The organism is Methylocaldum sp. RMAD-M (assembly GCF_017832375.1).
In the GTDB taxonomy this organism is placed as follows: Bacteria; Pseudomonadota; Gammaproteobacteria; order Methylococcales; family Methylococcaceae; genus Methylocaldum.
In genome coordinates this window covers 1-26,730 of sequence record NZ_JAFIBZ010000047.1, presented here as the reverse complement: position 1 = coordinate 26,730, position 26,730 = coordinate 1, and the positions used below count along the sequence as shown (strand labels likewise).

General features: G+C 60.3%; 29 protein-coding genes and 1 pseudogene. 25 read left to right on the top strand and 5 right to left on the bottom strand.

Annotated features, from left to right (window positions below):
* From JOD69_RS23645 to JOD69_RS23630, 4 genes are all read left to right on the top strand, one after another.
* On the top strand, nt 1-215 hold a 215-nt coding region (locus JOD69_RS23645), incomplete at its 5' end, for a hypothetical protein (RefSeq protein ID WP_210024343.1).
* A 226-nt stretch (nt 216-441) separates the two neighbouring features.
* Nucleotides 442-1,662, top strand: coding sequence for a cytochrome c peroxidase (locus JOD69_RS23640; protein WP_086133510.1), 1,221 nt, complete (start codon nt 442-444; stop codon nt 1,660-1,662).
* 71 nt (nt 1,663-1,733) lie between these two features.
* Nucleotides 1,734-2,027 (top strand): hypothetical protein, encoded by a 294-nt coding sequence (locus JOD69_RS23635; protein ID WP_077730653.1) that lies wholly within the window; start codon nt 1,734-1,736, stop codon nt 2,025-2,027.
* 284 nt (nt 2,028-2,311) lie between these two features.
* Nucleotides 2,312-3,214, top strand: a complete 903-nt coding sequence (locus JOD69_RS23630) for a sulfotransferase domain-containing protein (RefSeq protein WP_086133509.1) — start codon at nt 2,312-2,314, stop codon at nt 3,212-3,214.
* Between the two features lie 12 nt (nt 3,215-3,226).
* Here JOD69_RS23630 and JOD69_RS23625 read toward each other — a convergent pair whose 3' ends face one another.
* Nucleotides 3,227-3,646 carry a hypothetical protein gene (locus JOD69_RS23625; RefSeq protein WP_133717184.1) on the bottom strand — a complete coding sequence of 140 codons (420 nt, stop codon included), beginning with the start codon at nt 3,644-3,646 and terminating at the stop codon, nt 3,227-3,229.
* 441 nt (nt 3,647-4,087) lie between these two features.
* Between JOD69_RS23625 and smbP the strand changes: the two genes are divergently transcribed.
* The 10 genes from smbP to JOD69_RS23575 all read left to right on the top strand — a co-directional run bounded on the left by smbP (nt 4,088) and on the right by JOD69_RS23575 (nt 11,678).
* The gene (smbP, locus tag JOD69_RS23620) at nt 4,088-4,489 is read left to right on the top strand and encodes a small metal-binding protein SmbP (protein WP_077730656.1); all 402 of its coding nucleotides are present in this window, start codon (nt 4,088-4,090) and stop codon (nt 4,487-4,489) included.
* Nucleotides 4,490-4,607: 118 nt separating this feature from the next.
* On the top strand, nt 4,608-4,817 hold the full coding sequence (locus JOD69_RS23615) for a hypothetical protein (RefSeq protein WP_077730657.1): 210 nt from the start codon (nt 4,608-4,610) through the stop codon (nt 4,815-4,817).
* 105 nt (nt 4,818-4,922) lie between these two features.
* Nucleotides 4,923-5,387, top strand: coding sequence for a DUF2892 domain-containing protein (locus JOD69_RS23610; RefSeq protein ID WP_077730658.1), 465 nt, complete (start codon nt 4,923-4,925; stop codon nt 5,385-5,387).
* A gap of 37 nt (nt 5,388-5,424) precedes the next feature.
* On the top strand, nt 5,425-5,979 hold the full coding sequence (locus tag JOD69_RS23605) for a DsrE family protein (protein WP_168183755.1): 555 nt from the start codon (nt 5,425-5,427) through the stop codon (nt 5,977-5,979).
* A gap of 38 nt (nt 5,980-6,017) precedes the next feature.
* A complete protein-coding gene (locus JOD69_RS23600) occupies nt 6,018-6,980 on the top strand; it encodes a substrate-binding domain-containing protein (protein ID WP_086133507.1) in 963 nt (320 codons plus the stop codon).
* 194 nt (nt 6,981-7,174) lie between these two features.
* The gene (locus JOD69_RS23595) at nt 7,175-8,272 is read left to right on the top strand and encodes a 4Fe-4S dicluster domain-containing protein (RefSeq protein WP_086133506.1); all 1,098 of its coding nucleotides are present in this window, start codon (nt 7,175-7,177) and stop codon (nt 8,270-8,272) included.
* Between the two features lie 8 nt (nt 8,273-8,280).
* A complete protein-coding gene (locus JOD69_RS23590; protein ID WP_086133505.1) occupies nt 8,281-9,114 on the top strand; it encodes an FAD/NAD(P)-binding protein in 834 nt (277 codons plus the stop codon).
* 1 nt (nt 9,115) lies between these two features.
* Nucleotides 9,116-9,895: a sulfhydrogenase subunit delta gene (locus JOD69_RS23585; RefSeq protein WP_086133504.1), complete on the top strand. Its 780-nt coding sequence runs from the start codon at nt 9,116-9,118 to the stop codon at nt 9,893-9,895.
* Complete coding sequence (locus JOD69_RS23580) at nt 9,892-11,187, top strand: Ni/Fe hydrogenase subunit alpha (protein ID WP_077730662.1); 1,296 nt, start codon at nt 9,892-9,894, stop codon at nt 11,185-11,187. Before JOD69_RS23585 ends, JOD69_RS23580 begins: the two co-directional genes overlap by 4 nt.
* Complete coding sequence (locus JOD69_RS23575; protein WP_077730663.1) at nt 11,184-11,678, top strand: hydrogenase maturation protease; 495 nt, start codon at nt 11,184-11,186, stop codon at nt 11,676-11,678. The genes JOD69_RS23580 and JOD69_RS23575 overlap by 4 nt, the downstream gene beginning before the upstream one ends.
* 22 nt (nt 11,679-11,700) lie before the next feature.
* On the opposite strand, the pseudogene JOD69_RS25305 reads toward JOD69_RS23575, so the two are convergent.
* Nucleotides 11,701-11,877, bottom strand: a pseudogene (locus JOD69_RS25305) (DapH/DapD/GlmU-related protein); the annotation flags it as partial.
* Nucleotides 11,878-13,462: 1,585 nt separating this feature from the next.
* On the opposite strand from JOD69_RS25305, the gene JOD69_RS23565 reads away from it, so the two are divergent.
* On the top strand, nt 13,463-14,791 hold the full coding sequence (locus JOD69_RS23565; RefSeq protein WP_210024342.1) for an alpha/beta fold hydrolase: 1,329 nt from the start codon (nt 13,463-13,465) through the stop codon (nt 14,789-14,791).
* Nucleotides 14,792-15,247: 456 nt separating this feature from the next.
* Nucleotides 15,248-16,801, top strand: coding sequence for a hopanoid C-3 methylase HpnR (hpnR, locus tag JOD69_RS23560; RefSeq protein ID WP_086133503.1), 1,554 nt, complete (start codon nt 15,248-15,250; stop codon nt 16,799-16,801).
* 182 nt (nt 16,802-16,983) lie between these two features.
* On the opposite strand, the gene JOD69_RS23555 is transcribed toward hpnR, so the two are convergent.
* Nucleotides 16,984-18,585 carry an FAD-binding oxidoreductase gene (locus JOD69_RS23555; RefSeq protein WP_210024341.1) on the bottom strand — a complete coding sequence of 534 codons (1,602 nt, stop codon included), beginning with the start codon at nt 18,583-18,585 and terminating at the stop codon, nt 16,984-16,986.
* Between the two features lie 329 nt (nt 18,586-18,914).
* On the opposite strand from JOD69_RS23555, the gene JOD69_RS23550 reads away from it, so the two are divergent.
* The 8 genes from JOD69_RS23550 to JOD69_RS23515 all read left to right on the top strand — a co-directional run bounded on the left by JOD69_RS23550 (nt 18,915) and on the right by JOD69_RS23515 (nt 25,106).
* Nucleotides 18,915-19,352, top strand: coding sequence for a hypothetical protein (locus tag JOD69_RS23550; protein ID WP_086133501.1), 438 nt, complete (start codon nt 18,915-18,917; stop codon nt 19,350-19,352).
* A gap of 175 nt (nt 19,353-19,527) precedes the next feature.
* Nucleotides 19,528-20,061: a YetF domain-containing protein gene (locus tag JOD69_RS23545; protein WP_077730668.1), complete on the top strand. Its 534-nt coding sequence runs from the start codon at nt 19,528-19,530 to the stop codon at nt 20,059-20,061.
* 6 nt (nt 20,062-20,067) lie between these two features.
* A complete protein-coding gene (locus JOD69_RS23540) occupies nt 20,068-20,253 on the top strand; it encodes a hypothetical protein (RefSeq protein ID WP_086133500.1) in 186 nt (61 codons plus the stop codon).
* Between the two features lie 101 nt (nt 20,254-20,354).
* Nucleotides 20,355-21,368, top strand: coding sequence for a mechanosensitive ion channel domain-containing protein (locus JOD69_RS23535; RefSeq protein ID WP_077730670.1), 1,014 nt, complete (start codon nt 20,355-20,357; stop codon nt 21,366-21,368).
* Nucleotides 21,369-21,472: 104 nt separating this feature from the next.
* On the top strand, nt 21,473-21,970 hold the full coding sequence (locus JOD69_RS23530; RefSeq protein WP_210024340.1) for a c-type cytochrome: 498 nt from the start codon (nt 21,473-21,475) through the stop codon (nt 21,968-21,970).
* Nucleotides 21,967-22,323 carry a c-type cytochrome gene (locus JOD69_RS23525; protein ID WP_086133499.1) on the top strand — a complete coding sequence of 119 codons (357 nt, stop codon included), beginning with the start codon at nt 21,967-21,969 and terminating at the stop codon, nt 22,321-22,323. The genes JOD69_RS23530 and JOD69_RS23525 overlap by 4 nt, the downstream gene beginning before the upstream one ends.
* 183 nt (nt 22,324-22,506) lie before the next feature.
* A complete protein-coding gene (locus JOD69_RS23520; protein WP_086133498.1) occupies nt 22,507-24,297 on the top strand; it encodes a methanol/ethanol family PQQ-dependent dehydrogenase in 1,791 nt (596 codons plus the stop codon).
* Nucleotides 24,294-25,106: a substrate-binding domain-containing protein gene (locus JOD69_RS23515; protein ID WP_086133497.1), complete on the top strand. Its 813-nt coding sequence runs from the start codon at nt 24,294-24,296 to the stop codon at nt 25,104-25,106. Before JOD69_RS23520 ends, JOD69_RS23515 begins: the two co-directional genes overlap by 4 nt.
* A 338-nt stretch (nt 25,107-25,444) precedes the next feature.
* On the opposite strand, the gene JOD69_RS23510 is transcribed toward JOD69_RS23515, so the two are convergent.
* A complete protein-coding gene (locus JOD69_RS23510; protein WP_086133496.1) occupies nt 25,445-26,128 on the bottom strand; it encodes a hypothetical protein in 684 nt (227 codons plus the stop codon).
* On the opposite strand from JOD69_RS23510, the gene JOD69_RS23505 reads away from it, so the two are divergent.
* Nucleotides 26,127-26,378, top strand: coding sequence for a hypothetical protein (locus tag JOD69_RS23505; RefSeq protein WP_086133495.1), 252 nt, complete (start codon nt 26,127-26,129; stop codon nt 26,376-26,378). The two genes, JOD69_RS23510 and JOD69_RS23505, sit on opposite strands and share 2 nt — an antisense overlap.
* Nucleotides 26,379-26,491: 113 nt before the next feature.
* Here the strand turns inward: JOD69_RS23505 and JOD69_RS23500 are convergent.
* Nucleotides 26,492-26,730 (bottom strand): hypothetical protein (locus JOD69_RS23500; RefSeq protein ID WP_210024339.1); only part of this gene is annotated, 239 nt, incomplete at its 5' end.

Here is a 26,730-nt window from a genome sequence, read left to right as displayed (position 1 = left end):
CGCTCCTCTCAACAGGAATTGATGACCTCGAAGACCATCAAGAATACGCCGCCTACCTCAGCCCCTCATCCACAACTTTCGAGCATAACTCTTGGGCGTTTCCTAGCGCGGTATCGCACCGGAAAATTTCGCTTTCATTGCGGCGTTCCCAGCTTGTTCGAGCTGCAATTCCGGACCAGCCGTTCAGCTCGTTTTTTCTAGCTCCGTCGAGTTGACCTACGCCCAAGTGACCCGACAAGTGCCGGCGGTTTGACGTATCGGCCCGAGACCGGCTGTCGAGTGTGGCCGGCAGACCGGTGAAGGGCCAAATCGGTGCGATGCTCGATAGAGGTAAGCGGTATTGGAGAGGGACAAATCGGCCGACGCTTGAGCGTCTGTCACATTTTGGATTCGGCTGACGTACAACGTAGTCGGATGATCTCAAACAGGAGGAGAGATTACATGAGCAAGAAGACGGTCACCATTTACGCGCTAAGCCTGTGCCTGATGGCAGAGCCCGTTGTGACGCAGGCATTGACGCCATCCGAGGAGTTGGGAAAGTCCATATTCTTCGACGAAAATCTATCGGTCAACGGCAACCAGGCCTGCGCTGCCTGCCACGCGCCCGAGGCGGGCTGGACCGGCCCCGACTCCGCGCTCAACGCAGCCGGGACGGTGTATGAGGGTTCCATAAGCGGCCGATTCGGCAACCGCAAACCGCCCAGTTCGGCCTATGCGTCCCCCAGCCCGGTCTTGCATTATGTAATCGAAAAGAAGGACGCATTATTCATCGGCGGCAACTTCTGGGACGGCCGCGCCACTGGCGAAAAACTGGGCAACCCGGCCGCGGACCAGGCACAAGGCCCTTTCCTCAATCCCTTGGAGCAAGCCCTGGCCGCGCCGGCCGATGTCGTTTCGAGAGTTTGCGGCAGCTCCTACGCGAGCCTTTTCAAGCAAGTCTGGGGATCGGATGCCTGCGATCCGGACAAGGTGGACGCCGCTTTCGACCGCATCGCGCGCTCCGTCGCCGACTTCGAGGCCTCGCCCGAGTCGAACGCCTTTACCTCGAAATACGACTATTATCTAAAAGGCGTGGTCAAACTGACCAAGCAAGAGAAGAAAGGGCTTAACCTATTTAAAGGCAAAGGAAAATGCGTGAACTGCCATGTCGTGGATCCGGGTCCCAACGGCCAGCCGCCGCTGTTCACCGACTTCACTTATGACAACATCGGCGTGCCCCGCAATCCCGACAACCCCTTCTATACCCAGTCCGAGTTCAACGCCGCGGGTTTTGGCTGGATCGACCTCGGTCTCGGCGAATTCCTGGCGAACCGCTCGGATTATCAGCAATTTGCACCGGCCAACCTGGGCAAACAAAAGGTGCCCACGCTGCGCAACGTCGACAAGCGGCCGTATGAGGGTTTCGTCAAGGCTTTTGCACATAATGGGTATTTCAAGAGCTTGAAAGGGATCGTTCATTTCTACAACACTCGGGATGCCAAACCGACTTGTCTCAATCCGTTCACGACGGAAGCGGATGCGCTGGCTCAAGACTGCTGGCCGGCACCGGAAGTTCCCGTGAATGTAAACACCGACGAATTGGGCAATCTTCATCTGACCGACGATCAGGAGGATGCGATCGTCGCTTTTCTGAAGACACTGTCGGATGGATACCACCCCTAACTTGGTCGTCCACCGGGCCGCTGACGCGGCTCGGTGACCGCCTCGCGAGTCATCAAAAAAGAAGAAGAAATATGAAAAATCTTATCTTGATCACGATCGGAATCGTTGGAAGTCTCGCTCTCCTGAGCTCATTCGCCATAGTCCACAGTGCGGGTACCGGAAACACTATCGAAGGATGTATCGGCTTTCTGCCGGCCGGGAAGTCCTATTCCTTCAACATCGCGGGAAGCGTAGACACAACCGGCGCCAGCCCGAAGATGGCTGGGTCGTTTACGCTTTCCGATCCCACTCTCCCGGCCGAACGCGCCGAACTGCCCGAAGAGGCGAAAGGTTTTGCATCGTGCGTCGCCGCCTTGATTCGGTGAGAATCGACACGCACGAGTTGCTCAGCGATCGTCATTAGGCTTACCTTAGGAAAATACGTCGTTGGCGCTGAACCCGACTTCGCCTATTAACCCGGCCTATAAATATAGGCCGGGTTAATCCGGGGCAGGGATGCCCCGGCGCGGCGACAAGCCGCGTGAGCCCAGGCCGGGCGTGTACCGGCCTGGGCGGCGGCCCGAAATACCAGGAGGGTATTTACGGGCCTGATTAATAGATCGGAAAGTCGCTTCTCGAAGAACCAAAATCACCCCGGAGACATGAACGCATGGCGCAGACGGTTGAATGGCCGAAAAAAGCTCGCGAGATCCACAATCATCATTTCGATTCCACGATCTGGAACGACTTTGCATTTCGGGATGACGACATCGTCGTCGCGACTTACGGGAAATCCGGTACGACCTGGATGCAGCAGATCGTTGGCCAACTGCTCTTCGGCGGCGATCCGGGTATCGAGGTCGCGACCATGTCGCCGTGGCTCGATCTGCGCGTACCGCCTAAAGCGGAAAAGCTGCCGGTCGTGGAGGCGCAGACCCATAGGCGTTTCCTCAAGACACACTTGCCGGTAGACGCCCTCGTATTCTCGCCTCGCGCCAAGTACATCTACATCGGACGCGACGGGCGGGACGTGGTCTGGAGTCTGTACAACCACCACGCGAATGCCAATCGGGCCTGGTACGAAGCCTTGAACGACACGCCCGGACGCGTGGGTCCTCCGATCGAGCCGCCGACCAGCGATGTCCGGCAATATTGGCGCGACTGGATGGATCGGGACGGCTATCCTTTCTGGCCGTTCTGGGAAAACGTCCGCAGCTGGTGGAGCATCAGGAATATGCCCAACGTCATGCTGGTCCATTTCGCCGATTTGAAACGGGATCTGCCGGGCCAGATACGCCGCATCGCCGCCTTCCTCGACATCTCCGTAGACGAATCGAACTGGGGAGCCATCGTCGAGCATTGCTCCTTCGACTGGATGAAGCAGAATGCGCCGAAAAGCGCTCCGCTGGGAGGCGTCTTCTGGGACGGAGGCGCTCGGGTTTTCATCAACAAGGGAACGAACGGCCGCTGGACGGATACTCTCACGGCGGACGATGTGAACGAGTATGAGTCCCGCGCCGTCGCGGAATTGGGCGCCGACTGCGCCCGTTGGCTCGCATCGGGAGAGACCTGACCTTTCCCTCTCTTAAGGCAACAGGTCTTCCACTTTGCGGGTTGCCGCCTCGCATTCGGGAACCGCGTCGACAAGCCGCATTTTGGCCTGAAAATCGGTGTCCTGCCCGGTCATGGACTCGGAAACGACGTCGTTGAGAGATGCACAGACTTGAAGCATATGAGCCTCTTCTTTCGCGAGCTCGGCGGCGTCCTCATCATCGATATCGTCGCTTGTGCCCGAAAGTTCGATGAGTTCGTTGACGACTTGGTTGTGATAGCGAAAAACGTGCTCGACGTATTCCGCGAACTCGCGCTGGTTCATCGTGCGTGTATTGCCCCCGGGCGTGTGCACTGTGATGAGGGAGCACGCCGCGAGAGGAAGGCAGCACACAATGGCCAGAATACGACCGTTCGGCCGTGCCGGCCTATCACCCCCAACTTTACGATTCATAATGTCTCCTGTGGCAGGATATTCAATTTGCAGAGCTAAGATCCGAAGCCGTGATCCCGTACGGCGATTCTGGACCTCTTATCGGCCCATGGCCAGCGGGCGCCCGCATTGCACGCGATCACGCCGAATTATGCCGGCAACGCGAATAGCTCCGGATGGTTCGACCGGCTAGCGCTTTAACTCGGTCTGATTTGTTTTCGCTTCGACCAGAGCACAGCTCGTAGGGCAGAATAGCAGAACCTTTCCCTTCCCTGGCTCGTCAATCTCCGCGCCTCATCGATCATCAAAATTCTCCCAACCCGCGCCGGGATGATTGTCGCATATCCGATCCGCGAAGCATCTGTTCGTAAAACTCCTTAGCAACTGTAAGAGTCTTCCGACTTACTAATTGTTAAATTTGAGCTTTTTTTTCGAGCCGATAGGGCTCAAAGGAGGAGCCACATGCGCAGCAAGATGCTTATCGGTCTCCTAGTGTCATTATTCGGACTCAACCTCAACGCCGCGATAGCCGAAGAAGCCATACAGCACGCTCAAGCCGGGATTGCCGGAAAAGACGAAAAGGGGCGCGTGTTCACGAAGGAGCGGCACATCAAGGAAGCCTGGAAACACTCCGAAGCCGCGGTACTCGCCGGTGAGAAGGGCGACGCCAAAGGCGTGGGCGAGCACGCAAAACTCGCCAAGACGTACGTGGAGGCCGCATTGACCCAGTCCACGTTCGACGAGCATTTGACGGCGGCATTGAAAAGCCTGGATAGCGCCATCGAGCATAGCGACGCGGATCAAGCCGAGATGGCGCGGCAAGCGGCCCAAGAGGCCATCGATCACCTCAGAGCAGCAAAATAGCGTGCGCGCTTTCACCCTCGCCCTAACCATTCCCCGAGGGAACGGGCAGAAAACCCGTTTGTGCAAATTCTATCGTTTGAATCCACCTCGGCGGCTACGATTGATATGGGAGAAACTCATGAAGATACCCACCCAAGAAGGAAGGAAACGCTATCGGCCGGATGGCATTTACAAGGGGCCCTTTACCAACGATCAGACCTTTTGGGAAGTCTGCACATGCGTTCCGGAATGCCCGGACCCCTGCTTGGGGCAATGCGGATGCCAAGCGTGCGTCACCGCGTACGAAGATACCCTTTACTTCGAGGGCGTAACCTCGACCAAATTCTGAGGCCAGACTGATCCGAGATCCCGCCACCCGCACGGGAGGACCACACAGACTGTGGTGATGGGTGCTAAGCGATCCCGGAGCGAAAAACATCCGAGGAGATCGAAGATGACTGCAATTCAGCCTTATGAAACCGATCGGGTCCGACGGCATACGCCCCCGGACATCAACGCGCGCATCGACGACGAAATTCGCGCGACTATCAGCCAGTACGCCGGTACGAGCCGGGAAACCCTGACGCGCCGCATCGATGCGTTGGACCGGGAGTGGGACATCGAGAGGGTATTGGAAGCCAATGCCGCCAGTTTTTCTCTCGCCGGCTTGGCCTTGTCCCAAATACACAGCCGCCGTTGGCTATGGCTTTCGACCGGCGTCGCCGGCTTTCTCCTTCAACACGCGCTGCAAGGCTGGTGTCCGCCGGTTTCCGTGTTCCGTCGGCTCGGCATCCGCACACGGCGCGAGATCGACCGGGAAAAATACGCACTGAAGGCACTCCGAGGCGACTTCGAGTCGATTGCGGGAGGTCAGGCCGCCCGCGATGCCGACACCGTGTCTCGGGCGGTCGAGATCTGAGCTCCGCTTCTTTACCGTTCCCGAAAAGGAGACCGGCATGTCCAAAAGGACGACCTTCGTTTTGGCGGGTCTGCTAATCGGCAGCTCGATGGACCAGGCTTCGGCGGAATCCAAGTCCGGATGGGAATACCCCGCCATTCGGGGCTACGGCAAGGTTCGGCCGTATCCGGATGCGGCGGCGCGGCCTTCGCCGGATCGGACTTACAAGGTGCTGTTCGACATCACCCAAGGCGCCGAGACGCCCGAAAAGCCGAACGAAGGGCTGGATCACGTGGCCCGGCTGATCAACACCTTCGCCCTGGCCGACGTGCCAATCGAACGCCTGAAGCTGGTTCTGGTGGTGCACGGCTCGGCGACCCCGGCGATTCTGAAGGACGAACGCTACCGCAACCGGTTCGGCAACGGAAACCCCAACACGGAACTGATCCAGGCGCTGAAGAAAGCCGGCGTTACGCTTTACGTCTGCGGGCAAGCTCTGGCGGAAAAGGAATTCGAGCCGGCCGACGTCAATCCGGACATCACGGTGGCGCTTTCGGCCCTGTCCGTACTCCCGCTGTATCAGATGGACGGGTACGCCCTGATTCCGGATTAAAGAAGCATGCCGTCCTCTTAACCGATGGAGTAGCCGACGTGTGGAAACACCTCTGGCTGGCCGTTTCGGCCTTTCTGTTCGCGGAGTCGATCATGAGCGCGGATACTTCGGCCACCGCCGCATTGCCCGCCGTCTTCCCGCCTTGGCAAGGAGAAACGCCTCCCGCTGCCCATCCCGGTGTCGTGTTCACGGTGCCGGAAGTCGACAACATGCCGGATTTCCACGGCAATCCGGCTGCGGCCGAGTTCGTCGTATTTGCCGGCGGCAACTACTTTTTCGCCCTGGAAGAACTGGTCGACGCATTCGAGCGGCAAAAGCCCGAACTCCGGGGACGAATCTTCTACGAAACGCTTCCGCCGGGCGTCATCGTGAAACAACTTCAAGACCACAACACGATTACCGTGGGCAATCTTACCCTGTCGATCCAGCCCGACGTGGTCCAGGCCGGAGAAAAACGGATCGCCGAACTGATCGAACAGGGCGTCTTGCAAGGTCCGCCGGTGCGTTTCATTAAGAATCGCCTCGCCATCATGGTGAAAAAAGGCAATCTCAAGGACATCCGTTCGCTGGAAGATCTCGGCAAGCCGGGTGTGCGGCTCGCCAATCCCGATCCGGAAACCGAGGGCATTTCCGAGCAGATCAGAGCCGCTCTCCGGCAGGCGGGCGGTGAGGATCTGGTCCGGGAAATCTACGATACCAAGGTGAAAAAGGGCGAGGCATTCCTGACCGAAATTCATCATCGGCAGACGCCGCTCTGGATCATGCAGGGCAAGGTCGACGCCGGGGTGACCTGGATCAGCGAGCCGCGATACCAGATGATGATCGGCCATCCTATCGACTTCGTTCCGATCCCGCCGAAACACAACCGCGAGGGCATACAGGCCGCCGCCATCGCCAAGAACGCCCGAAATCCGGGTGCCGCGAAGGATTGGCTGGCGTTCCTGCGTTCCGACGAGGCTGAATCCATTCTCGAGAAATACAGCATGGCGAGACCGCGCTAGGATCCAATCCCATTAGGCGCTTGAAACCCTTCCATACGCTCGGGGTGAACGGTCCATTCGGGACCCATTGGTCTATTTTCGTAAGAGACCGGTCTGCGCCGTTTCATCGTTTCACGGATGTCCGAAACGATTTACAATCCTCCGAACGCCACGCTTGCCATGGGTAAGCGGTAATGCAACAGGAAGTCCAAACCATGGCCGAGCGACGCAACTTTCTGCCCCGGAGCGAATTTCCGAGACTCTTGTCCGAACTGATTTCCGCCGGTTATCGATGCATCGGTCCGCGCGTCAGGGACGGCGCCATCGTTTACGAGCCGATTACCGGCGTCGAGGATCTGCCGCAGGGTATCCACGACCGGCAAGCGCCGGGCCAATACGGGCTGGAACAAACCGCCGAGCCGCGCTTCTTTGCCTGGGCCAACGGACCGCAAGCTCTGCGCCCGCTGACCTTCGCCGGCCGCGACAAGCTCTGGACCGCGGAGCGCAAGGCCGACGGGTCCGTCGAATTCGCCGGCGAATCGCCGCAAGCCGAACCCGTAGCCGTCATCGGCGCCAGAGCCTGCGATCTGGCCGCGCTCTACATCTACGACCGGCATTTCATGCAGGGCGAGCATCCCGACCCCTGGTACACGGCGCGGCGGCAAAAGCTGTTCCTGATCGCGGTCCATTGCACCCACCCCTCCCTCAACTGCTTTTGCGCCTCGACCGGCGACGGACCGCGGGCAAGCTACGGCTACGATCTCGCGCTTTCGGAGCTGGACGAGGGCTTTTTGATCGAGGCGCGAAGCGAAAAGGGCGAGCGGATTCTCGCCGGACTGCCGGTCAAGAAAGCGAGCGCCGAACAAATCGAAACCACCGACCGGGAGATCGAGGACGCCGGCCGTCGGCAGGTCAAGGGCGTTCCGTCACGCAATCTCAAGGACGTGCTGTTTGCCCGTCTCGATCATCCCCGCTGGAACGAGGTGGCGCAGCGTTGCCTTTCCTGCACTAATTGCACCCTAGTCTGCCCCACCTGCTTCTGCCATAGCGAGAACGATGTGCCGAGCCTCGACGGGAGCCGCAGCGAACACTATCGGGAATGGGATTCCTGCTTTACCCAGAGGCACAGCTACATCCACGGCATCACCATCCGTCCCGATACCCGCACCCGTTATCGCCAATGGCTGACTCACAAGGTGGGCAGCTGGCACGACCAGTTCGGGCGCTCCGGCTGCGTGGGCTGCGGGCGCTGCATCACCTGGTGTCCGGTGGGGATCGACATTACGGAAGAACTGGCGGCCATCTGCCGCTGAGGAGGCCCATGCAAAATCCTTATCTGCCGCGCGAAGCCGAAATCGTCGAACGCGTCCAGGAGGCGCCGACCATCTTCACCCTGAAGCTGAGGTTCACCGATCCGGTCGCCCAAGGCGCCTACGGATACGTACCCGGCCAGTTCAACATGATTTACCTCTACGGCATCGGCGAGGTGGCGATTTCCATCGTCTCCGATCCCGACGAGACGGAAACGCTGGACCACACGATCAGGGCCGTCGGCCGCGTCACCCGCGCGCTGAGCCGGCTCCAGCCGGGCGACCGGATCGGCGTGCGCGGTCCCTACGGGCGCGGATGGCCTCTGCTCGAAGCTCAGGGAAAGGATGTCGCGCTCATCACCGGAGGGCTCGGCTGCGCGCCGCTGGTTTCGGTCATCCGCTACATCGTGGCGCGGCGCGAGCGCTTCCGGCGGCTCTTGATCATGCAAGGCGTCAAACGCTCCGACGACCTCATCTGGCACGAGCAGTACCAGCGATGGAGGGAATTGCCGGATACGCAGGTGCTTTTGGCGGCGGAAGTGGCCGAGCCCGGCTGGACCTGGCATCAGGGCCTGGTGACGGCGCTGTTCGACCGGACCCATATCGATCCCGGCCAGACCATCGTATTCCTGTGCGGCCCCGAGCCGATGATGCGTGCTTCCATCTACGAGCTCGGCCAGCGCGGCGTGGCCGACGGGAACATCTGGCTCAGCATGGAGCGCAACATGCACTGCGGCATCGGCCATTGCGGACACTGCATGATCGGCGCGCCCTTCGTGTGCCGCAACGGCCCGGTGTTTCCCTATCCCGAATTGAAGGCCCTCCTGGGCAAGAAGGGGTTCTGACATGGACAAGAAGCTTCGCGTCGCGGTCCACAAATTTTCGTCCTGCGACGGCTGCCAGCTGGCCTTTCTCAATGCCGGCGAAAAACTGGTGGAACTGTTCGAGCTGGCGGACGTGGTGCACTTTGCCGAAGCGGGCATCGTCGACCCTGATGCGCCGGCCGACCTCGCCTTCATCGAAGGCAGCATCTCCACCCACGAAGAGCAGGAGCGCATCCGCCGCATCCGCGAAAACACTCGCTTCCTCGTACCCATCGGCGCCTGCGCCACCTCGGGCTGCCTGCAGGCGCTGCGCAACCAGGCGGACGCCGCCCGCTGGTTCGCCGACGTCTATTCCGATCCCTCGAAGATCGACCATCTGGACACGGCGACGCCCATCGCCGCCAATGTGCCCGTAGACATGGAGCTCTGGGGCTGCCCGGTCAACACCCGGCAGGTCATGGCGACGGTGAGCTCGCTGCTACTCGGCGCCCCGCCGCGGGACGAAAACGAAAAAATCTGCATGGAATGCAAGCGGAAAAACATCGTCTGCGTCATGGTGGCCCAGGGGCAGCACTGCATGGGACCGGTCACCCGCACCGGCTGCGGCGTGCTGTGCCCCGGCATAGGCCGCGACTGCTACGGCTGCTACGGACCGGCGGAGAACATCAACGGCGACTCCTGGGGCCGCTGGTTCGAGCAGAAAGGCATGCCCGCAGAGCGCATCGCCCGCCGCTTCCGCTACATCAACAGCGAAGCCGAGGCCTTCCGCGAAGCCGGCAAGCGCTGGAGGGAGAAATCATGAACGAGCGCCGGGAAATCAAGATCAACGTGCCCGTCCTGGCGCGGGTCGAGGGCGAAGGCGCCCTCGATCTTCACATCCGCGACGGCCGCATCGAGAACCTGAAGTTCAGCATTGGCGAGCCGCCGCGCCTGTTCGAGAAGTTCCTGGAAGGACGCGAAGCCTTCGAAGTACCCGATATGGTGGCGCGGATCTGCGGCATCTGTCCGGTGGCCTACCAGATGAGCGCGGTGCAGGCCCTGGAAAGCCTGTTCGGCTGGCGCTCCACGCCCTGGATAGAAGCCATGCGCCGGGCCATGTACTGCGGCGAATGGATTCAGAGCCATAGCCTGCACATCCACCTGCTGGCGGCGCCCGATTTCTTCGGATACTCCAGCGCTCCGGAAATGGCGCGGGATTATCCGGACGAGGTCCGCCGCGGGCTGCGCCTTCAAAGTCTCGGCAACGAACTGATCCGGCTGTTCGGCGCGCGCTCGGTGCATCCGGTGGGCGCGCGGCTCGGCGGGTTCCATTCCGCGCCGCCCAAGGACCGGGTGACAAAGCTCTTGGACCGGCTGCGAGCCGCTCTGCCGGATGCGGAAAACCTGGTCGCCTGGACCGCGAGTGTCGATGTGCCTCAAGACCAACAGGACTTCGTCAGCGTGGCGCTGCGGCACCCGAGCGAATACCCGCTCTATTCCGGCCGCATCGTTTCGGACACCGGACTCGATATTCCCGTCGACCGCTACGAAGATCACTTCAAGGAGCACCAGGAACCCCATTCCACCGCGCTATATTCCTTGCTGGAAGGTCGCTCCTATCTGGTCGGTCCCCTGGCTCGGCTCAACCTGAACTGGGACCGGCTGCCGGAACCGGTAAGTTCGACACTGGCGAAAACCGGCATCCCCTTCCCTTCCCGCAACGTGTTCCACAGCATGCTGGCGCGCGCCGTGGAGATTCACCTAGCCATCGTGGAAGCCATACGCCTGCTCGAGAATTATGAGCCGGACGTCCCGTTCGTCTCCGGCCATACCTGCGTCGGCAGCGGGTTCGGCTGCACCGAGGCGCCGCGCGGACTGCTCTGGCACCGCTACGATGTCGGCGAGGACGGCAAAATCCTCAAGGCGCGCATCGTCCCTCCGACTAGCCAGAACCAGGCCCGCATCGCCGAGGACCTGCACCGCTCGATCGAAGCCTTCGGACTCGACCGCAGCGACGGCGAATTGCGGCTGCACGGAGAAAAGGTCATCCGCAACTACGATCCGTGCATTTCCTGCGCCACGCATTTCCTGAAGCTGAAGGTGATTCGCGAATGACGCCGGTCCGCGTTCTGGGGCTGGGTTCGCCTTTCGGCGACGACCGACTCGGCTGGATCGCGGTGGAAAACCTGATGCTGTCGGACGGCTTCCGCGCGCTGCCCGAGGGACTCGTATCGGCGGAGGTCTGCGCCCCGGTCGGCAACCATCTCCTCGACGCCATGCGGGGCGCGAATCTCGCGATCCTGATCGACGCCGCGCAATCCGGATCGGCGCCGGGTTCGGTCCGGCGCCTGGATGCGCAACAGATCGAAGACAGCTCTGAGCCCTGCTCCAGCCACGGCTTCGGGCTTTCCTCGACCCTGGCCCTGGGCAGGGCTCTGAACGATCTGCCGGACAAGGTCATCATACTGCTCGTCGAAATCCCGGCCGATGCCGAATTCGGACCGGGCGACGGTCTGAGTGCGCCGGTGGCGATGGCGATCCCCGGCTTAGTCGCGGCCGTTCTGTCCGAAATCACGCAACTGGCGGGACTCGTCATGAAAGCCTGACGCCCTAGGCAAATCAAAAGCTTTATGCCTGAATTTTTTTCAGTATCTTCGCAGGAACCCCGCCGACTACCGTGTAGTCCGGAACGTCTTTATGAACAACGGCTCCGGCCGCAATCACCGCCCCTTCACCGATCGTAACTCCCTGCAAAATAATCGCTCCTGCACCTATCCAGACTTTATCTTTCACTACTATAGGTTTGGTGAAGACTCTTCTGCCTTTGCCCTCCTCGTGAATAACGTCGTGGCTTGCAGACTCAATCGATACCCGCGGTCCGATCAGGCAGTGCCTTCCGATTCGTATTTCACTCTCTTGACAACCAAATCTCGTTTCGCTGTTGAAATATGTGCCTTCTGATATAAATATCTTATTCGTAGTATCTGCGCGCAAAGAAAGGGGCCCGGTGATTACTACCCGCTTTTCGATATTTAAGCCTGCCATCCTATAAAAACTTGGTCGAATCTTATTGAAATAGAGGTATCTTGGAAGTGAATTACCAAGAGTAATAAAAAAATGGTTTAGTAAAACTTTTAATAATACTTTCATTAACCCCCCTAAAATACAGATATGGCGTTTTCGAATCCTGTTAGTAATTCGAAACAGCGAGACAGGAGCGTTCCGTTCAAACTAAGGAACGTTGAGATTCGACCGGCCAACCGGATGCGGTTCGTCGCCACGGAATTCAGTACGGAATTTGCGTATTCTTTCCGGAGTTCCCGCATTTCCCGCGACGATGCGTCACGGCATCTTGCGCTGCGGCACAGCCCGTAATCCCAGCATGGGGCGCCTTTCCCCGCTGTCTCTGGCGTCGCCGCTTTGCTAACTCGGTTACTATCGCCGCGGGTTTGCGCGCGATCGTCCAGTGTCCTGGCATATCCCGTGCCACTGAGTGGAAGCAAGCTTTTCCACTTTGGGCTCGGACGACATAATCGCTATGAATCAGGAAAGGCAAAACTGGAAGAAAGCATGAAACCTGAATGACCCCGAACGCATGAGCGATGAGTACTGACAGTTTTGTCGGGCGAAAGTGACGACCCTAGTCATCTTGTTCGCGGGAGTGACGCTGCTGCACGACGCTCGCGCCGGGTTGGTCGGACCGGCAAGCCGCCCTCCGGCCCAAGGAAGCGCCGATTACTCGTCCACCGAAGCCACCGCTGCGCGTAACTGGCTAATCGAAAAGCCCTTACCCGACCTCCTCCCAACCCGAAAGGGCTTTTTCAGCGCTTCTTCGGGGAGGAGGTCGTGTTCTGAACGCTTTGGCGGGAGAATGTCGTCATCCTCATTGAAATCCCGGCCTGGCGAAGTTCACACCGGCGGACGGCTTGAATGCGCCGGTGGTTGGGGTGGCTTTTGAATGGGTGACAGTCGTTCAAACCGACATGGCAGAGTGGATGACTCAAGTGTTTTCCAATTCGGTGCAGCGAACGCCACCAGGTCTTAACCCCAGCGGGCCGCACACGTCGCCGTTGCACCGGTTATGCCCGCTCTGGTCTAATTCCACAAATGGTATCGCCGCCTGTCGGTCAACGGTGGGACGTTATGGAACGTGCCGGCGGCAAGCGCCGCCTGTGATTGCTCATGGCAATACCGGATAAGCCGGCCAGGCGTAGAACGTTCTCTTCGGTCCAGAGTCGGGACCAAACACTGTGCACTAGAGGCGACAGGGGGATTCTTCGCAATCCTCCACAACGGCCCACTGCCGTTTCCAGGCTCCTAAGTCGAAGCGTAAAGCTGCATGCGGACCAGGCCGGCGTGAAGACGCCAGATTTCTTCAGCGAGGACTGATATGCCATATCGCCGGAAAAATCCGATGTTTCGATGGCGCGGAATCTCGGCCGTATTGTTGCTGTGCATCTGCCAGATCGCATCCGCCAAACGAGTGGACGAGTCGTCGTACCGCTACCCCTACAAGAATCCTTATCTCGCCACCGCCACCGTCGCCATCCTGAAAGACCGCGAACAGCGCTATGTCTGGGAGGAAACCCAGCATTTGGACCTGGAGCTGATTCCGGGCCGGAACGATGTTTACCTGCTGGAAGGCAAAGGAAAACTGCGTATCCGCTATTCGCCGCATCCGGGACCTGCGCCGCTGGTGTTTCTCCTGCCGGGATTCGGCGGTTCCGCCTATTCGGGCGCCGCCCGTTATCTCGCGCAGCTGCTTACCGACCATGGTTTTCAAGTGCTGTCGCTGCCCTCCCCGTTTCATTGGAACTTCACCTTGGGCGCCAGCCGCTCGGCCTTGCCCGGCCTCACCGAAAGGGACAGCGAGGACATGTACCGAGCCATGCAATCGGCTCTGAACGCCGTACGCGAGCGATTTCATCCGGAAATCACCCGAATCGGCCTGATTGGGATGAGCCACGGCGCGTTGACCGCGGCCCATTTGAGCAAACTCGACTCGGAAAGAAAGAAAATCGGCTTCGACGCCACTCTCCTGATCAACCCTCCCATCGATCTGCTCGGGGCGATCCGCACAATTGAGCAGCTGGCGGACTTGGAAGCTCGCTACACGGAAAAGCAGAGATCGAACATCCAGTCCTACGCCATCGGCACTGGCAGTGCCGCCCTCAGCCGGGACATCGAGGATCCCGATTATTTCGCCCACTGGGACCGGCGTCTCAAGCTGGACGATGAAAAAATACGCTATCTGATCGGATGGACCTTGCGTCAGCCCGTGGGAAGCTCGCTTTACGTCAGCGCCTTGGTTCATCCGGCGATGGGATTTCTCCGGGCACCGATTACCTGGGGATATCGAAGCGCCCGCCTGGAAGAAGCCCGATCGTACGACCTCATGAGCTATCTCGAACGGGTCCTGGTGCCGCATTTGGAGCGGACCAGCAAACGGAAGCTCGGCTTCGAGGAATTGGTCAGAGAGTCATCACTGAAAGGCATCGCGCCGGCCTTGCGCGACAATCCGAAGGTTTATCTCATGCACAATGCGGATGATTTCCTCGTGTCCGGCGAAGACCTGACATTCGCCGAACGGATCTTCGGCGACCGCGCAACCATTTACCCCCGCGGCGGCCATCTCGGCAATCTCTGGTACACGCAGAACCGGCGGGACATTCTGACCACATTGAAGCCGCTGCTGGGCGACCGTTCAGACGAGAGATAGGCCGAGCCGGTGCCGCGATATCTCTCGCCGCAGCCGGCGCCCGTGACCGAATACCTGCTCGACCGGCGCGCGCCCCGTGCCCTCATAGAGCGTTTTCTATCCCGGTGTACGGATTCGTTCCAGGAGGGGAGAACGTAGGTCGGCAATCCCTTCCCAATCGCAAACGGTCGCTTTAGTCGCGACCCTTCCGACAAAGCCCTTCGCCGAGCCGATACGTCGGCAAGGGATTGCCGACCTACATATCCGAGTCCCTTACACCGATTCGGAAAACGCTCTAGCCCGTGAAATCCGGCGGAATGACAATTTTCTTATGGCGAGCGCCGCCTCAAAGGAATTTCCGTCATTGACATGGACTCCAAATTTCATAGTCTGCTTTTGACCCGACACCGACCGATGGTGCGGAACAAGGATTTTCCTGAACGAATCGACAAACCAATAACTAGAAGAGATCACTCCATGAAAATTCTCGCCGTCCACCCCAGTCCCCTGATGTACACCAAGGTCTTTCTCCGTCTCGAGCCTTTAGGTTTGGAAATGGTCGCGGAATCGGCACGCCGCCTGGGGCACTCGGTCCGCCTGATCGATCTTCAGGTCGAGACCCACCGGGATTTCTACCGGATGCTGGAAACCTGGCGGCCAGACGTCGTGGCCTTCGCCCTCAATTACCTGGCCAATGTTCCGGAAGTGATCGATCTCGCCAAGGACGCCAAGGACCGGCTACCCGACAGCTTCGTCTGCATCGGCGGGCACAGCGCCTCGTTCACGGCCAAGGACCTGCTGGAACACGGCGAGGGCAAGATCGATTGCGTGCTGCGCGGCGAGGGCGAAGCCGGATTTCCGAAGCTCTTGGAGGCGATCGAGCACGACCACGATTCGGTGCATAAGGTACCGGGAGCCGTCACGGCCGACGGCGAAGGTCCGCCGCCCGGCTTCGTGGCCGATCTCGACGATGTCAGCCCGGCTCGGGATTTGGTGCGGCATCGCCGCAAATATTTCCTCGGCACTCTCGATCCCTGTGCCTCGGTCGAATTCACCCGCGGCTGTCCCTGGGACTGCTCCTTTTGCAGCGCCTGGACCTTTTACGGCCGCAGCTACCGCGTGATGAGCCCGGAGAAGATCGTCGAGGACCTGAGCCGCGTCCGGGAACCCGGCGTCTTCATCGTCGACGACGTGGCTTTCATCCAGGACAAGCACGGCTTCGAAATCGGCGACGCCATCGCCCGCCGCGGAATCAAGAAGGAGTATTACCTCGAAACCCGGGGCGACGTGCTACTCCGCAACAAGGACGTGTTCCGGTTCTGGAAAACGCTGGGCATGGAATACATGTTTCTCGGGGTCGAGGCCATCGACGAGGCCGGTCTCGCTCTTTATCGGAAGCGGGTGAGCCTGTCCAAGAACTTCGAGGCGCTCGAATTCGCCCGCTCCCTGGGGATCACCGTCGCCATCAACCTCATCGCCGACCCCGATTGGGACCGGGACCGCTTCGAAACCATCCGCCAATGGTGCCTCGAGATTCCCGAGATCGTCAACATCAGCGTCAACACGCCCTACCCCGGCACCGAAACCTGGCACACCGAATCACGAAAGCTGACCACCCGCGACTACCGTTTGTTCGACATCCAGCATGCCGTCCTGCCCACCCGGCTGCCGCTGCCCGAGTTCTACGCGGAACTGGTGAAAACCCAGCAGGTGCTCAATCTGAAACACATGGGCTGGGAATCCCTCAAAGGCGCGGCCGGCATCGTCTTCCGCCATCTCTTGCGCGGCCAGACCAACTTCCTGAAAAGCCTGTGGAAATTCAACAGCGTCTTCAACCCGGAACTGCAACTGGCGGACCACCGGCGCCCGGTCAAATACGAGATGTCCCTGCCGCCCGAACGCAACGAGCAGAAATTCAAGCCGCAAACCCTTTACGTCCACGAGATCCGCGAACGCAAGCCGCGCGCGCTGGACGAGGCTACCGAGCGCTTCGTCGACGAAAGCCGAACGGGGGCCTTGGCCGAGTCCTGACGCGGTTCGTCGGCAAAGGATTGCCGACCTACTATATCGTCAGTTTTAGGCGTAGGTCGGCAATCCTTTGCCGACGAACCTTTCTACAACCAAACCGAAAAATGCTCTTGCAGTCGCCATAGCCATGGCAGAAGAGATCGGCCAACGGCGAGCATCAGCAAAACCGGAGCCTGCATTAGAAGTCACATCGCCCGTCTCAGATGCAATGGTCTCGCATACGAGAACGAATCCATCACCCTGCCCGGGTTCATCCGGTTCTGCGGGTCCCAAATCGCCTTGAACTCGCGGAATGCTTGAACCAACGCGTCGCCGTACAGTTTGGGCAAAAGGTCCGCTTGTGCCGGTTCGTCGGCCTGTTCGGTGGACAGTGAACCGTTGTAACGCACGACAAGGTCCGTCTTTTCGTCGACGAAAGCCCTCCAATGTCGGATGCGTTCGTGCGCGATGAAGTCGATCCGATAGTGGATACAGCCCTCGCCGAAATGGCCGTACAAAGAACAGCGATAACCGTATTTATCGAGCAACGCCCGGTATTCCCTCAAATACGGACCGACATCCTGAGGATGCACGGCCGCATCCTCCCAGATCGGCCGGACCATCCGCAATCCCGCCCCATGGGTAGTCGCCGTAAGTCCGGCCTCCCGGAACTTCCGTATCCGGGCTTCATCGCGAGGATCGTCCAGCAGCTTCATGGACGGAGCCCCTGGTTTGCAGCGCAGTTCGTCCATGAGTTGCCGCGCTCTGCCGGCGGATTCTTCCTGAGTTTCGCCTCCGAACTCCAGGATCAGCCAGCCGCGCCCCGCAGGCAGCAGTTGCAATTCCTCCAAGCGCATTTGTTTGGCCTTCATGGACCTGACGAGCGAGTCGTCGATGCCTTCGAGGCCGATGGGTTTGAACGCCATGAGTTCGGCAATGTGGTCGGCGGCCCGGAAAATGTCCGGATAACCCAGCACCAGCAGCGTGCGCACGGGCGGGCTCGGCACCAGGCGCAATTCCGCATGCAGGACAATAACGCAGGTTTCCTCGGTACCGACCAGTGCGCGAGCGAGATTGAAGCCGTTCTCGGGCAGCAATTGATCTATCGCATAGCCGGAGAGGCGGCGCGGAATCTTGGGAAAGCGTGCCCGGATCGTATCGGAGTATTTGTCGCGCAACGCCTTTAGGCCGGCATAGATCTCCCCGCGCCGGCCGCCGCCGCGAATGATGGCCTCCAAATCCTCCTCCGAGGTCGGACCGACGGTCATGCGCAGCCCGTCGTAAGTGAGGATGTCCAACCTGTGGACATTATCGGCGGTATGCCCGGCCATGACCGAGTGCAGTCCGCACGCGTTGCTGCCTATCATGCCGCCCAGAGTGCAGTGAACGTGGTTCGATGGGTCGGGACCGAAGGTCAGATGGTGCTCCTCCGCTTTACTCCGCAGAGAATCGAGTGCGCATCCCGGCTCCACGACTGCCCGCTGCCGTGAGGGGTCGATGGCGAGAACGCCCCGAAGATACTTGGACATGTCGATGATCACGACGGAGTTGCGCCACGGCACGGCCAAGCGGGTTCCTCCCCCGTGCGTCGTGATGGGCGTATCGTGTTTGCGGCAGGCGGCAACGGTCTCAACCACGTCGTTGACGTCGCGCGGAATGACCACGCCGATCGGCATCTGCTGGTAGTCGGCTGCGTCCGCCGCGTAGAGCGCGCGGCTGCGGAAATCGAACCGGACCTCGCCGCGAACACGTTTGCGAATGGCGATGGCCAGAGCCTCCGCCGCTGTAGCGTTTAGAATTGAATGCACCATCGGACCTCCATGTCAGATAGACGTGCAATTACTTCCGAGAAAGAAACACCCGCCGGCGATCCTTGCCGTTAGCGCCGAATCGATTCTAAACCTTCGCGCGGCTAAGACATAGTCCCGCCAGCCCTAACCAAGGCATCTACACAAGCATCCAAAGCCACCCTTCCGTGCCGGGTGACAAATTGTGCAGATACCTATGCCGCCATAGGGAACAATCCAATGCCGCCCGAGTCACTTCGATAAGGCATAGTGGAACGGCCTCCGTTCCGGCAATGTGAAATGTCAATCGGCCGGCGAGAAAGGGCATCGGAGGCTTGTGCGCAAACCCCATGAATCACGGTAGAGACGTTGCATTTATCCGCGTTCACGAAATCGAAAGCCGCTGCCGGCAACCCATGCACATCGACACCACCATTCTGCCTTTGGCGGAAAGCCGGTTGCTGGCCAATCCGGAATACGTCGACGTCGGCCGGCTTCCGGAGATGCTCAAGTCTTGGGATATCCTGGTCGCACCCGAGCCCGATCCGACGCCGAGCACGTTTCTACAGCTCGTATCCATGTCCAGCCGTTGGCTGAGCGTCAACGCGCTCTCGATCGACGAAAAGCGAATGATCGTCGAAAAAGACCAGCCGTCGATGATACGGCTCTTGGAACGGCACGGCTTCGAGCCGATTCCCTGCTCGTTTGCGAGCTATGCGCCGTTCGGCGGTTCGTTCCATTGCGCCACCCTGGACATTCGACGACGCGGCGAACGGCAGTGTTATTAACCCGGCCTATATTTATAGGCCGGGTTAATCCGGGGCAGGGATGCCCCGGCGCGGCGACAAGCCGCGTGAGCCCAGGCCGGGCGTGTACCGGGCCTGGGCGGCGGCCCGAAATACCAGGAGGGTATTTACGGGCCTGATTAATATTTCTAAGGATTTCTTACCGCAAGGAGGCACTATGTTTTTCGACAATTGGATGAGTCTCGTGAGAACCGGCGTGGTGGGTGTGTGCGCCTATGTCCTGCTGGTGCTGCTTTTGCGGGTCTCGGGCAAACGCACCCTGTCCAAGCTCAACGCCTTCGACCTCGTGGTGACCGTGGCGCTGGGTTCCACCTTGGCGACGGTGTTGCTGACGAAGAACGTGACCTTGGCCGATGGCGTGCTGGCCTTCGCCCTGCTCATCTTTCTTCAGTGGGCTTTGGCCTGGCTGTCGGCCCGGTCCAGCACGGTAAGCCGTATGGTCAAAGACGAACCGCGCCTGCTGTTCCATCGAGGCCAATTCCTGCACGCGGCGCTCAAGGCGGAACGGGTTACCGAGGGAGAAATCCTGCAGGCTCTCCGCACCCAGGGGATCGCGTCGCCCGACCAAGTGGGCGCGGTGGTTCTGGAAACCGACGGCAGCTTCAGCGTCCTGCAAAACATCGACACCGGCGGCGCTTCGAGCCTGGCGGGGGTGCGCGGCAGCGAACACGAGACCTCGACCGCGGCCTAGCCTCTCTTGATTCTGCTGCTGATCCATAAGCTGCTGCCCGGCCGGCAAGTGCCGTGGAGGGCCAGGCTGGAAACGCTGTTTCGCCGTTGGCTGCCCCGAGTGCTGCGAATTCTGCTGGTCGGATTCGGGATGTTTCTTATGGTCGACGTGGTGCTGCGGGCGCTGGGCTTGGAACTGCCGTTCGGGGAATAAAGGCTGCGCGATCGGGCTCTGTCTTTCCGGATTCGAGCCAATGCGGATAAAAACCGTCCGTCGCCGGTCGGTACCGTAAAGGCGAACAGGAAACTGCCGACATGGATGAAATCATTCGCTTGGTGGGCCCTAGCCGGGCCGTGGAAATTTTCGGGATTCGGCTGGTCGGCATCAATGCCGAGAACGGCAAGAAGCTCCTGATGAGTCTTCTCCTGATCGCCATGATTTTTCTGTTGCGATGGGCGATCCGTCAGGGCTCGAAATTCATCTTCCGCCGCCGCCCCGACGAGCAGACCGAATTCTGGGCGCGCCAAACGATCCAGCTCATTACCGCCTTTCTGTTGTTGTTGGGACTCGCCTCCATCTGGTTCAACGACCCGACCCGGCTCGCCACCGCCTTGGGCCTCGTGACGGCAGGTCTCGCCTTCGCCCTGCAGCGGGTGGTCACCGCGGCAGCGGGTTATTTCGTGATCTTGAGAGGCAAGACCTTCCATGTGGGCGACCGCATCGTCATGGGCGGCGTGCGCGGCGATGTGGTGGCCTTGGGCTTCATGCAGACGACGATCATGGAAATGGGCCAGCCGCCGTCGGTGCAGGCTGCCGATCCGGCCATGTGGGTGCGAAGCCGGGAATACACCGGCCGTCTGGTCACGGTCAGCAACGCCAGGATTTTCGACGAGCCGGTTTACAACTACACCCGCGACTTCCCCTATATTTGGGAAGAACTGAGCCTCCCGATTCCGTACCGGGCCGACCGCGAACGCGCCGAGCGCATCGTCACGGAAGCTGCCCTGCGCCACACGATCACGACCAATAAGCTCGGGCAGGAGGCCTTGGAAGAGATGCAGCGGCGCTATTTCCTGAAACCGACCGAGATCGGGCCGCGGGTCTATTACCGCCTGACCGATAATTGGCTGGAGCTGACCGTGCGCTTCATCGTGCGCGACCGCGGCATTCGCGAAGCCAAGGACGCGCTGAGCCGCGACATCCTCCAGGGCTTCGAACAGGCCGGCATCGAACTCGCTTCGGCAACCTTCGAGATCGTGGGAGTTCCGCCGCTTCGGATCGAGAAAGAGTCGCGGATTCAGCCTGCCGGCGCGTTCGATCATACGTAATATCCGCTAACGACAGACGCGTCGTTTTCGTCTAATTTGAGGTATCGCCCGCCTCAATCGTTTATCGGCCGCTTTAGATGGGAAGCATTAAGCGCCTTGTATTGTTGAGCTCGGCCGCGGCAGCGGCATCATCGGCGTTATTTCCCGTATTTGGCCAGGAATGGGGGGCGAGACCGCTGCATCGCCCCAGCGCCGCCCAATTGCTGGAAGTACCCATCTCCGGCAATCCGATCGTCCCGCGGCGCGGACTGCCGATCGAGAATCCGTACGCGAACGATGCCGGCGCCATCGTGCAGGGACGAAAGCTGTTCGACAGCCTGAATTGCAGCGGTTGTCATGCCCCCTTGGGCGGAGGCGGCATGGGTCCGCCCTTGAGCGACCGCGACTGGATCTACGGCGGAGAACCCGCCGCGATCTATCTCAGCATCGCGCAAGGCCGTCCCAACGGCATGCCGGCCTGGAGCCGGGCCTTGCCGCCGCAGTCCATTTGGCAACTGGTGACCTATATCCGAACGCTCGGCGGAGCGCCCGCACCGGACGCCGGCTCGACGGAAAAGCCGGCCCATCCCGGTTCGGGTCGTGGACGCGGCTCCCAACGATGAAGGCACCAGTACTCAGGCACCTCGTCGCGTTCACGATTTGCCTGGCCGGCAAGGCCATCGCGGCGCCTTCCGTGGCGCAGCTCGAACGTGAGGGTTACCAGGTGTTCATCGAGCGCTGCGGCGTCTGTCATGCCGTCCGCGGAACCGATGCCTATGGCATTTTGGGTCCCGACCTGACCCATCTGATGAGCCGGCGTTACATCGGCGCGGGGACGCTCCCGAATACGGTGGGCAATCTCGGAGGATGGATCGCGGATGCGCAGGCGCAAAAGCCGGGCTGCTTCATGCCGACCATGGATCTCTCCGGCCCGGAATTGCAGGCGGTGCTCGCCTATCTCCAGACTCTGCGCTGAATGGCTGGGACCGCGTCCGATGAAGGTCGGGAATCCTTTCACGGCGCATTTGTCGGCAAAGGATTGCCGACCTACGATTAACGTCGCGCCCGAAGTAGGTCGGGAATCCTTTCCCGACACAGCGGGTCGACAAGCCGGCTTTCCGGCAAAGGATTGTTGATCTACAGCTGGAGGAGAGACCGGATGATCCGATCGATGCTGTGTTTGCTGATTTCTGCCGCCTGTTCGGGATGGCTGGCGAATGCCCCGGCTTCGGACGAGGTCGTCCGCCTTTCTCAGGACGACGGCCAATGGGTGATGGCCGCCAAGAATTACGCCAATACCCGCTTCAGCGGCCTGGATCAGGTCAACGCCGGCAACGTCAAACAGCTCCGCGTCGCCTGGGTGTTTTCGACCGGGGTGCTCAACGGCCACGAGGCGGCGCCGTTGGTCGTGAAGGATACGATGTATCTCGTCACCCCCTGGCCCAATCTTCTCTACGCCTTGGACTTGAATCAGGCCGGTGCGATCAAGTGGGTGTACAAGCCGAACCCCAGCCGAGCCGCGCAAGGCGTGGCCTGTTGCGACGTGGTGAACCGCGGGGCGGCCTACGCCGAGGGAAAAATCTTCTTCAACACGCTGGACAATCATACCGTGGCGGTCGATGCGGCCACCGGCAAGGAAGCGTGGAAAACCAAGCTGGGCGAAATCGCCATGGGCGAAACCATGACCATGGCCCCCATCGTGGTGAAGAACAAGGTTCTGGTCGGCAACAGCGGCGGCGAGATGGGCGTGCGCGGCTGGATCACCGCGCTCGATACCCGTAACGGCCGGATCCTCTGGCGGGCGTACAGCACGGGGCCGGACAAGGACGTATTGATCGGACCGGATTTCAAGCCGCCTTACGTAACCGGCGAGAACCTGGGGGCGACCACCTGGCCGTCCGAGACGGCCTGGCAAATCGGCGGCGGAACGGTCTGGGGCTGGATTTCCTACGACCCGGAAGCCGATCTGATCTATTACGGCACCTCCAACGCCGGCCCCTGGAATGCCGTGCAACGCCCCGGCGACAACAAATGGACCTCCTCGGTGTTCGCCCGCGATCCCGATAACGGAATGGCGCGCTGGGCCTACCAGTGGAATCCGCACGATCTCTACGACTACGACGGCATCAACGAGAACGTGCTACTCGACCTGAATATCGGCGGCCAGGATCGCAAGGTCTTGGTCCATGCCGATCGCAACGGCTATATGTATGTGGTGGACCGGTTTAGCGGCGAAATCATTTCCGTCGAGCCGTTCGTCTATACCAACACGGTCAAGGGCGTCGACCTGAAGACCGGCATCCCGGATCTGGCGACCGGAAAGGAACCGCAGCTCGGCAAGTTCGTGAAGGATATCTGCCCCGCCCCGCCGGGCGGCAAGGACTGGCAGCCCATGGCTTATTCGCCGCGCACGGGCTTTCTTTACGTGCCCCACAACAACCTCTGTTTCGACATGAGAACCATGGAAGTGGGCTATATCGCGGGAACGCCCTATGTGGGCGCCGAAGTCGCGATGAAGGCGGGACCGGGCGGCAACCGCGGCTTCTTTACCGCCTGGGACCCGGTCCAGAACAAGAAAGTGTGGGCCATCGAGGAGCCGTTTCCGGCCTGGAGCGGCGCCCTGGCGACGGCGGGCGATGTGGTGTTCTACGGGACCATGGACCGCTGGTTCAAGGCGGTGGACGCAAAGACCGGCCGGGAGTTGTGGAAGTTCCGGACCGGCTCCGGCGTGATCGGCCAGCCCATCACCTACCGGGGCCCCGATGGCAAACAATATGTCGCGGTGCTGGCGGGCGTCGGCGGCTGGTCCGGCGCGGTGGTGTCTGGCGAGCTGGACCCCAAGGTTCCGTACGGCGCACTGGGTTTCGTCGGGGCGATGCAGGACTTGCCCAAAGTCACGGGCGAAGGCGGCACCTTATACGTCTTCGCGCTGCCGGAGGAGCAGCCATGATTGGAGGCTTGCGCCGGATAGCATTGTGTTTGTCGCTGAGCGTCGCCGCGAGCGCCTATGCCGCTGAAGGGATGAAAGTCCTGCGGGTTTGCGCCGATCCCAACAACCTGCCCTTCTCCAACCAGCGCGGCGAAGGCTTCGAGAATCGCCTGGCGAAGATCATGGCCCGCGAACTCGGCCGCAAGCTGGAGTACACCTGGTGGGCACAGCGCCGTGGCTTCTTTCGGAACACGCTGAGCGCAGGGCGCTGCGACCTGGTCATGGGCGTGCCTAGCGGATTCGAAATGGCCCTGACGACCCGACCGTACTACCGCTCCAGCTACGCCCTGGTATACCGCAAGAACGCCGGCTACGCGCCGCGTTCGCTCGACGATCCGCGATTTCGGACGCTCAGGATCGGTCTTCACTTCATCGGCGACGACTACAGCAATCCGCCCCCGGCCGAAGCCCTGGCACGGCGCGGCATCATCCGGAACGTGGTCGGCTACAGCATTTACGGCGACTATCGGAAACCCAATCCGCCGGCACGCCTGATCGAGGCGGTCTCCCGAGGCGAGGTCGATGTCGCGATCGCCTGGGGACCGCTGGCGGGCTATTTCGCCAAACGCCAGCCGGTCAAGCTAGAGGTCGTACCCCTGCCGACGCCCGCCGAGGCGCAAGCGCAGCCGTTCGAATTTTCGATCGCGATGGGCGTGCGAAAAGGCGACGAGCCGTTGCGGGCCGCGCTCGATGAAGCGCTGGCAAGGAAGCGCGGCCAAGTCAACAAGTTGTTGAAGCAATACGGCGTGCCGCTCGTCGAGCCGCTGTAGCCGGCGTGTAGAAGGATTGAAATCAAGTTGGGCCGGGAATGCAGCAATTCGCTTGTCGGGACGACATGCCTCGTGGAAAACCACTCGCGGTCGGAGGAAGTGGACGTTGCTCTGCCACGGTCAAGTCGCGTGGATTGGATGGTTCAAACCGGTCGATTGCAGACCTCGGCACTTCAGCACCTTGCGGCAGCATCGGAACTTGAATCTACCTTCCAAGTTTCCCCGAATGCCCGGTGGCAAAGCCTATCCCCTTTTACAGAAAGAAAACAGCCGGATCATCGCTGATCCGGCTGTTTGAACCCCCGGCGAACCCGCCTGTCAGCGGATGTGCCGCATGTCTAGTCCTCAGATTCGAGAACGGCGCGCACGTTAGCTTGACCGATCGGAAAGCCTTTCGTGAAAGCCTCGACGCCGAACTGCCGGTTCAGCGCACTGGCGGCTTCCTCCGATAGGGTGACCTTGACCTCCTCCACCGTTAGGACATCGTCGCCGCTATCGACTTTCGCGGCCTCCAGGGAAAGGTCGAACAGGGGCAGGCGCGCAACCAGATCGTCGTTCGCCACCACCAGACCGGTCAAGACGGGCCGGTCTCCGGTCAGATCGATGATAAAGCTGGAAAGCTCCACGCGGGTGTCGCCAGCCGTGAGCGAGAGCCCGCCCGAGTGGTCTATCTCGGCGCGCACAGGCTCGAGGTCCACCACGCCCGTTGTAATCGGAAAGATGGCCCGTACCCCGTCCGAGTTCATCCGCAACTGGGCCGGTGATATGGCGTCGGGCGTGACCCCGAGATCATTCAGCGCCTGCACAAACTCTGGCGCAAGCCGCACGGTGGTCGAACCGGAGGAAGTGGTCTCCGCCGGTGCTGCGACAGCGTGGTTTAGCTGCAGGGTGAAAAGCAGGACCGCGACCGGAACACCGATCACGGTGTCGCGCAACCGCTTGAGCAGGGTTCTACCCAGGGAGGCGCCCGAAAATGCAAGTCTGGAGAATCGAAGTGGGAAGGCGAGAGAGTTGCTAGTCATGTTCAACTCCTTAGAACAGAGACAACAGAGTTCCTGGCGAGATATCGCAACCCTACTGGGACACGGTTCACCAGCCGTGAAACAGTATGACAATCAGGGAACCGCGGAATTCCAGGCTGTTGGAAGCGCGCGTCCGAAAATATCCACCGAGGTATTCGTGACTCTGTTGAAATCCATGGGCGCCACGACGTTGAGCTGGCTTCCGACCTTGGAGCAACCTCGAATCTGTAGCCGACGTGTGGAAGCCTGAAATTGAAACGGACCGGGACTGCAATCCGTTTCAACGGACAACAAGTAGTTACCGTGTCGAAGACCGCGCGTGGTCGGATGAAGTGAGTTTCCTTTCAGCGATAAAGTCGCTGGCTAGAGCGTTTTCATACCTACTGTACGGGCACTGGCGAGTAGGTCGGGAATCCCTTCCCGACGCCGCCGTTGGGCCAACGGGTTCGTCGGCAAAGGATTGCCGACCTTATATCTCGATTCTGCATTCCACAAGAGGCAGAATCGCCGACTGATCATCGGACCCAGACGCTGGGCAAGACGTTGCCGACCTTGGGCCTGAAGCCCGCGCCGTAGATCGTCCCCCAGCGTCCCTTCCTCGC

Bases quoted from the DNA above. Each gene is read 5' to 3' on its own strand.
- JOD69_RS23640 (WP_086133510.1), top strand. From the start codon at position 442: ATGAGCAAGAAGACGGTCACCATTTACGCGCTAAGCCTGTGCCTGATG.
- JOD69_RS23635 (WP_077730653.1), top strand. From the start codon at position 1,734: ATGAAAAATCTTATCTTGATCACGATCGGAATCGTTGGAAGTCTCGCT.
- JOD69_RS23630 (WP_086133509.1), top strand. From the start codon at position 2,312: ATGGCGCAGACGGTTGAATGGCCGAAAAAAGCTCGCGAGATCCACAAT.
- JOD69_RS23625 (WP_133717184.1), bottom strand. From the start codon at position 3,646: ATGAATCGTAAAGTTGGGGGTGATAGGCCGGCACGGCCGAACGGTCGT.
- smbP (WP_077730656.1), top strand. From the start codon at position 4,088: ATGCGCAGCAAGATGCTTATCGGTCTCCTAGTGTCATTATTCGGACTC.
- JOD69_RS23615 (WP_077730657.1), top strand. From the start codon at position 4,608: ATGAAGATACCCACCCAAGAAGGAAGGAAACGCTATCGGCCGGATGGC.
- JOD69_RS23610 (WP_077730658.1), top strand. From the start codon at position 4,923: ATGACTGCAATTCAGCCTTATGAAACCGATCGGGTCCGACGGCATACG.
- JOD69_RS23605 (WP_168183755.1), top strand. From the start codon at position 5,425: ATGTCCAAAAGGACGACCTTCGTTTTGGCGGGTCTGCTAATCGGCAGC.
- JOD69_RS23595 (WP_086133506.1), top strand. From the start codon at position 7,175: ATGGCCGAGCGACGCAACTTTCTGCCCCGGAGCGAATTTCCGAGACTC.
- JOD69_RS23590 (WP_086133505.1), top strand. From the start codon at position 8,281: ATGCAAAATCCTTATCTGCCGCGCGAAGCCGAAATCGTCGAACGCGTC.
- JOD69_RS23585 (WP_086133504.1), top strand. From the start codon at position 9,116: ATGGACAAGAAGCTTCGCGTCGCGGTCCACAAATTTTCGTCCTGCGAC.
- JOD69_RS23580 (WP_077730662.1), top strand. From the start codon at position 9,892: ATGAACGAGCGCCGGGAAATCAAGATCAACGTGCCCGTCCTGGCGCGG.
- JOD69_RS23575 (WP_077730663.1), top strand. From the start codon at position 11,184: ATGACGCCGGTCCGCGTTCTGGGGCTGGGTTCGCCTTTCGGCGACGAC.
- JOD69_RS23565 (WP_210024342.1), top strand. From the start codon at position 13,463: ATGCCATATCGCCGGAAAAATCCGATGTTTCGATGGCGCGGAATCTCG.
- hpnR (WP_086133503.1), top strand. From the start codon at position 15,248: ATGAAAATTCTCGCCGTCCACCCCAGTCCCCTGATGTACACCAAGGTC.
- JOD69_RS23550 (WP_086133501.1), top strand. From the start codon at position 18,915: ATGAATCACGGTAGAGACGTTGCATTTATCCGCGTTCACGAAATCGAA.
- JOD69_RS23545 (WP_077730668.1), top strand. From the start codon at position 19,528: ATGTTTTTCGACAATTGGATGAGTCTCGTGAGAACCGGCGTGGTGGGT.
- JOD69_RS23535 (WP_077730670.1), top strand. From the start codon at position 20,355: ATGGATGAAATCATTCGCTTGGTGGGCCCTAGCCGGGCCGTGGAAATT.
- JOD69_RS23525 (WP_086133499.1), top strand. From the start codon at position 21,967: ATGAAGGCACCAGTACTCAGGCACCTCGTCGCGTTCACGATTTGCCTG.
- JOD69_RS23520 (WP_086133498.1), top strand. From the start codon at position 22,507: ATGATCCGATCGATGCTGTGTTTGCTGATTTCTGCCGCCTGTTCGGGA.
- JOD69_RS23515 (WP_086133497.1), top strand. From the start codon at position 24,294: ATGATTGGAGGCTTGCGCCGGATAGCATTGTGTTTGTCGCTGAGCGTC.
- JOD69_RS23505 (WP_086133495.1), top strand. From the start codon at position 26,127: ATGTTCAACTCCTTAGAACAGAGACAACAGAGTTCCTGGCGAGATATC.
- JOD69_RS23510 (WP_086133496.1), bottom strand. From the start codon at position 26,128: ATGACTAGCAACTCTCTCGCCTTCCCACTTCGATTCTCCAGACTTGCA.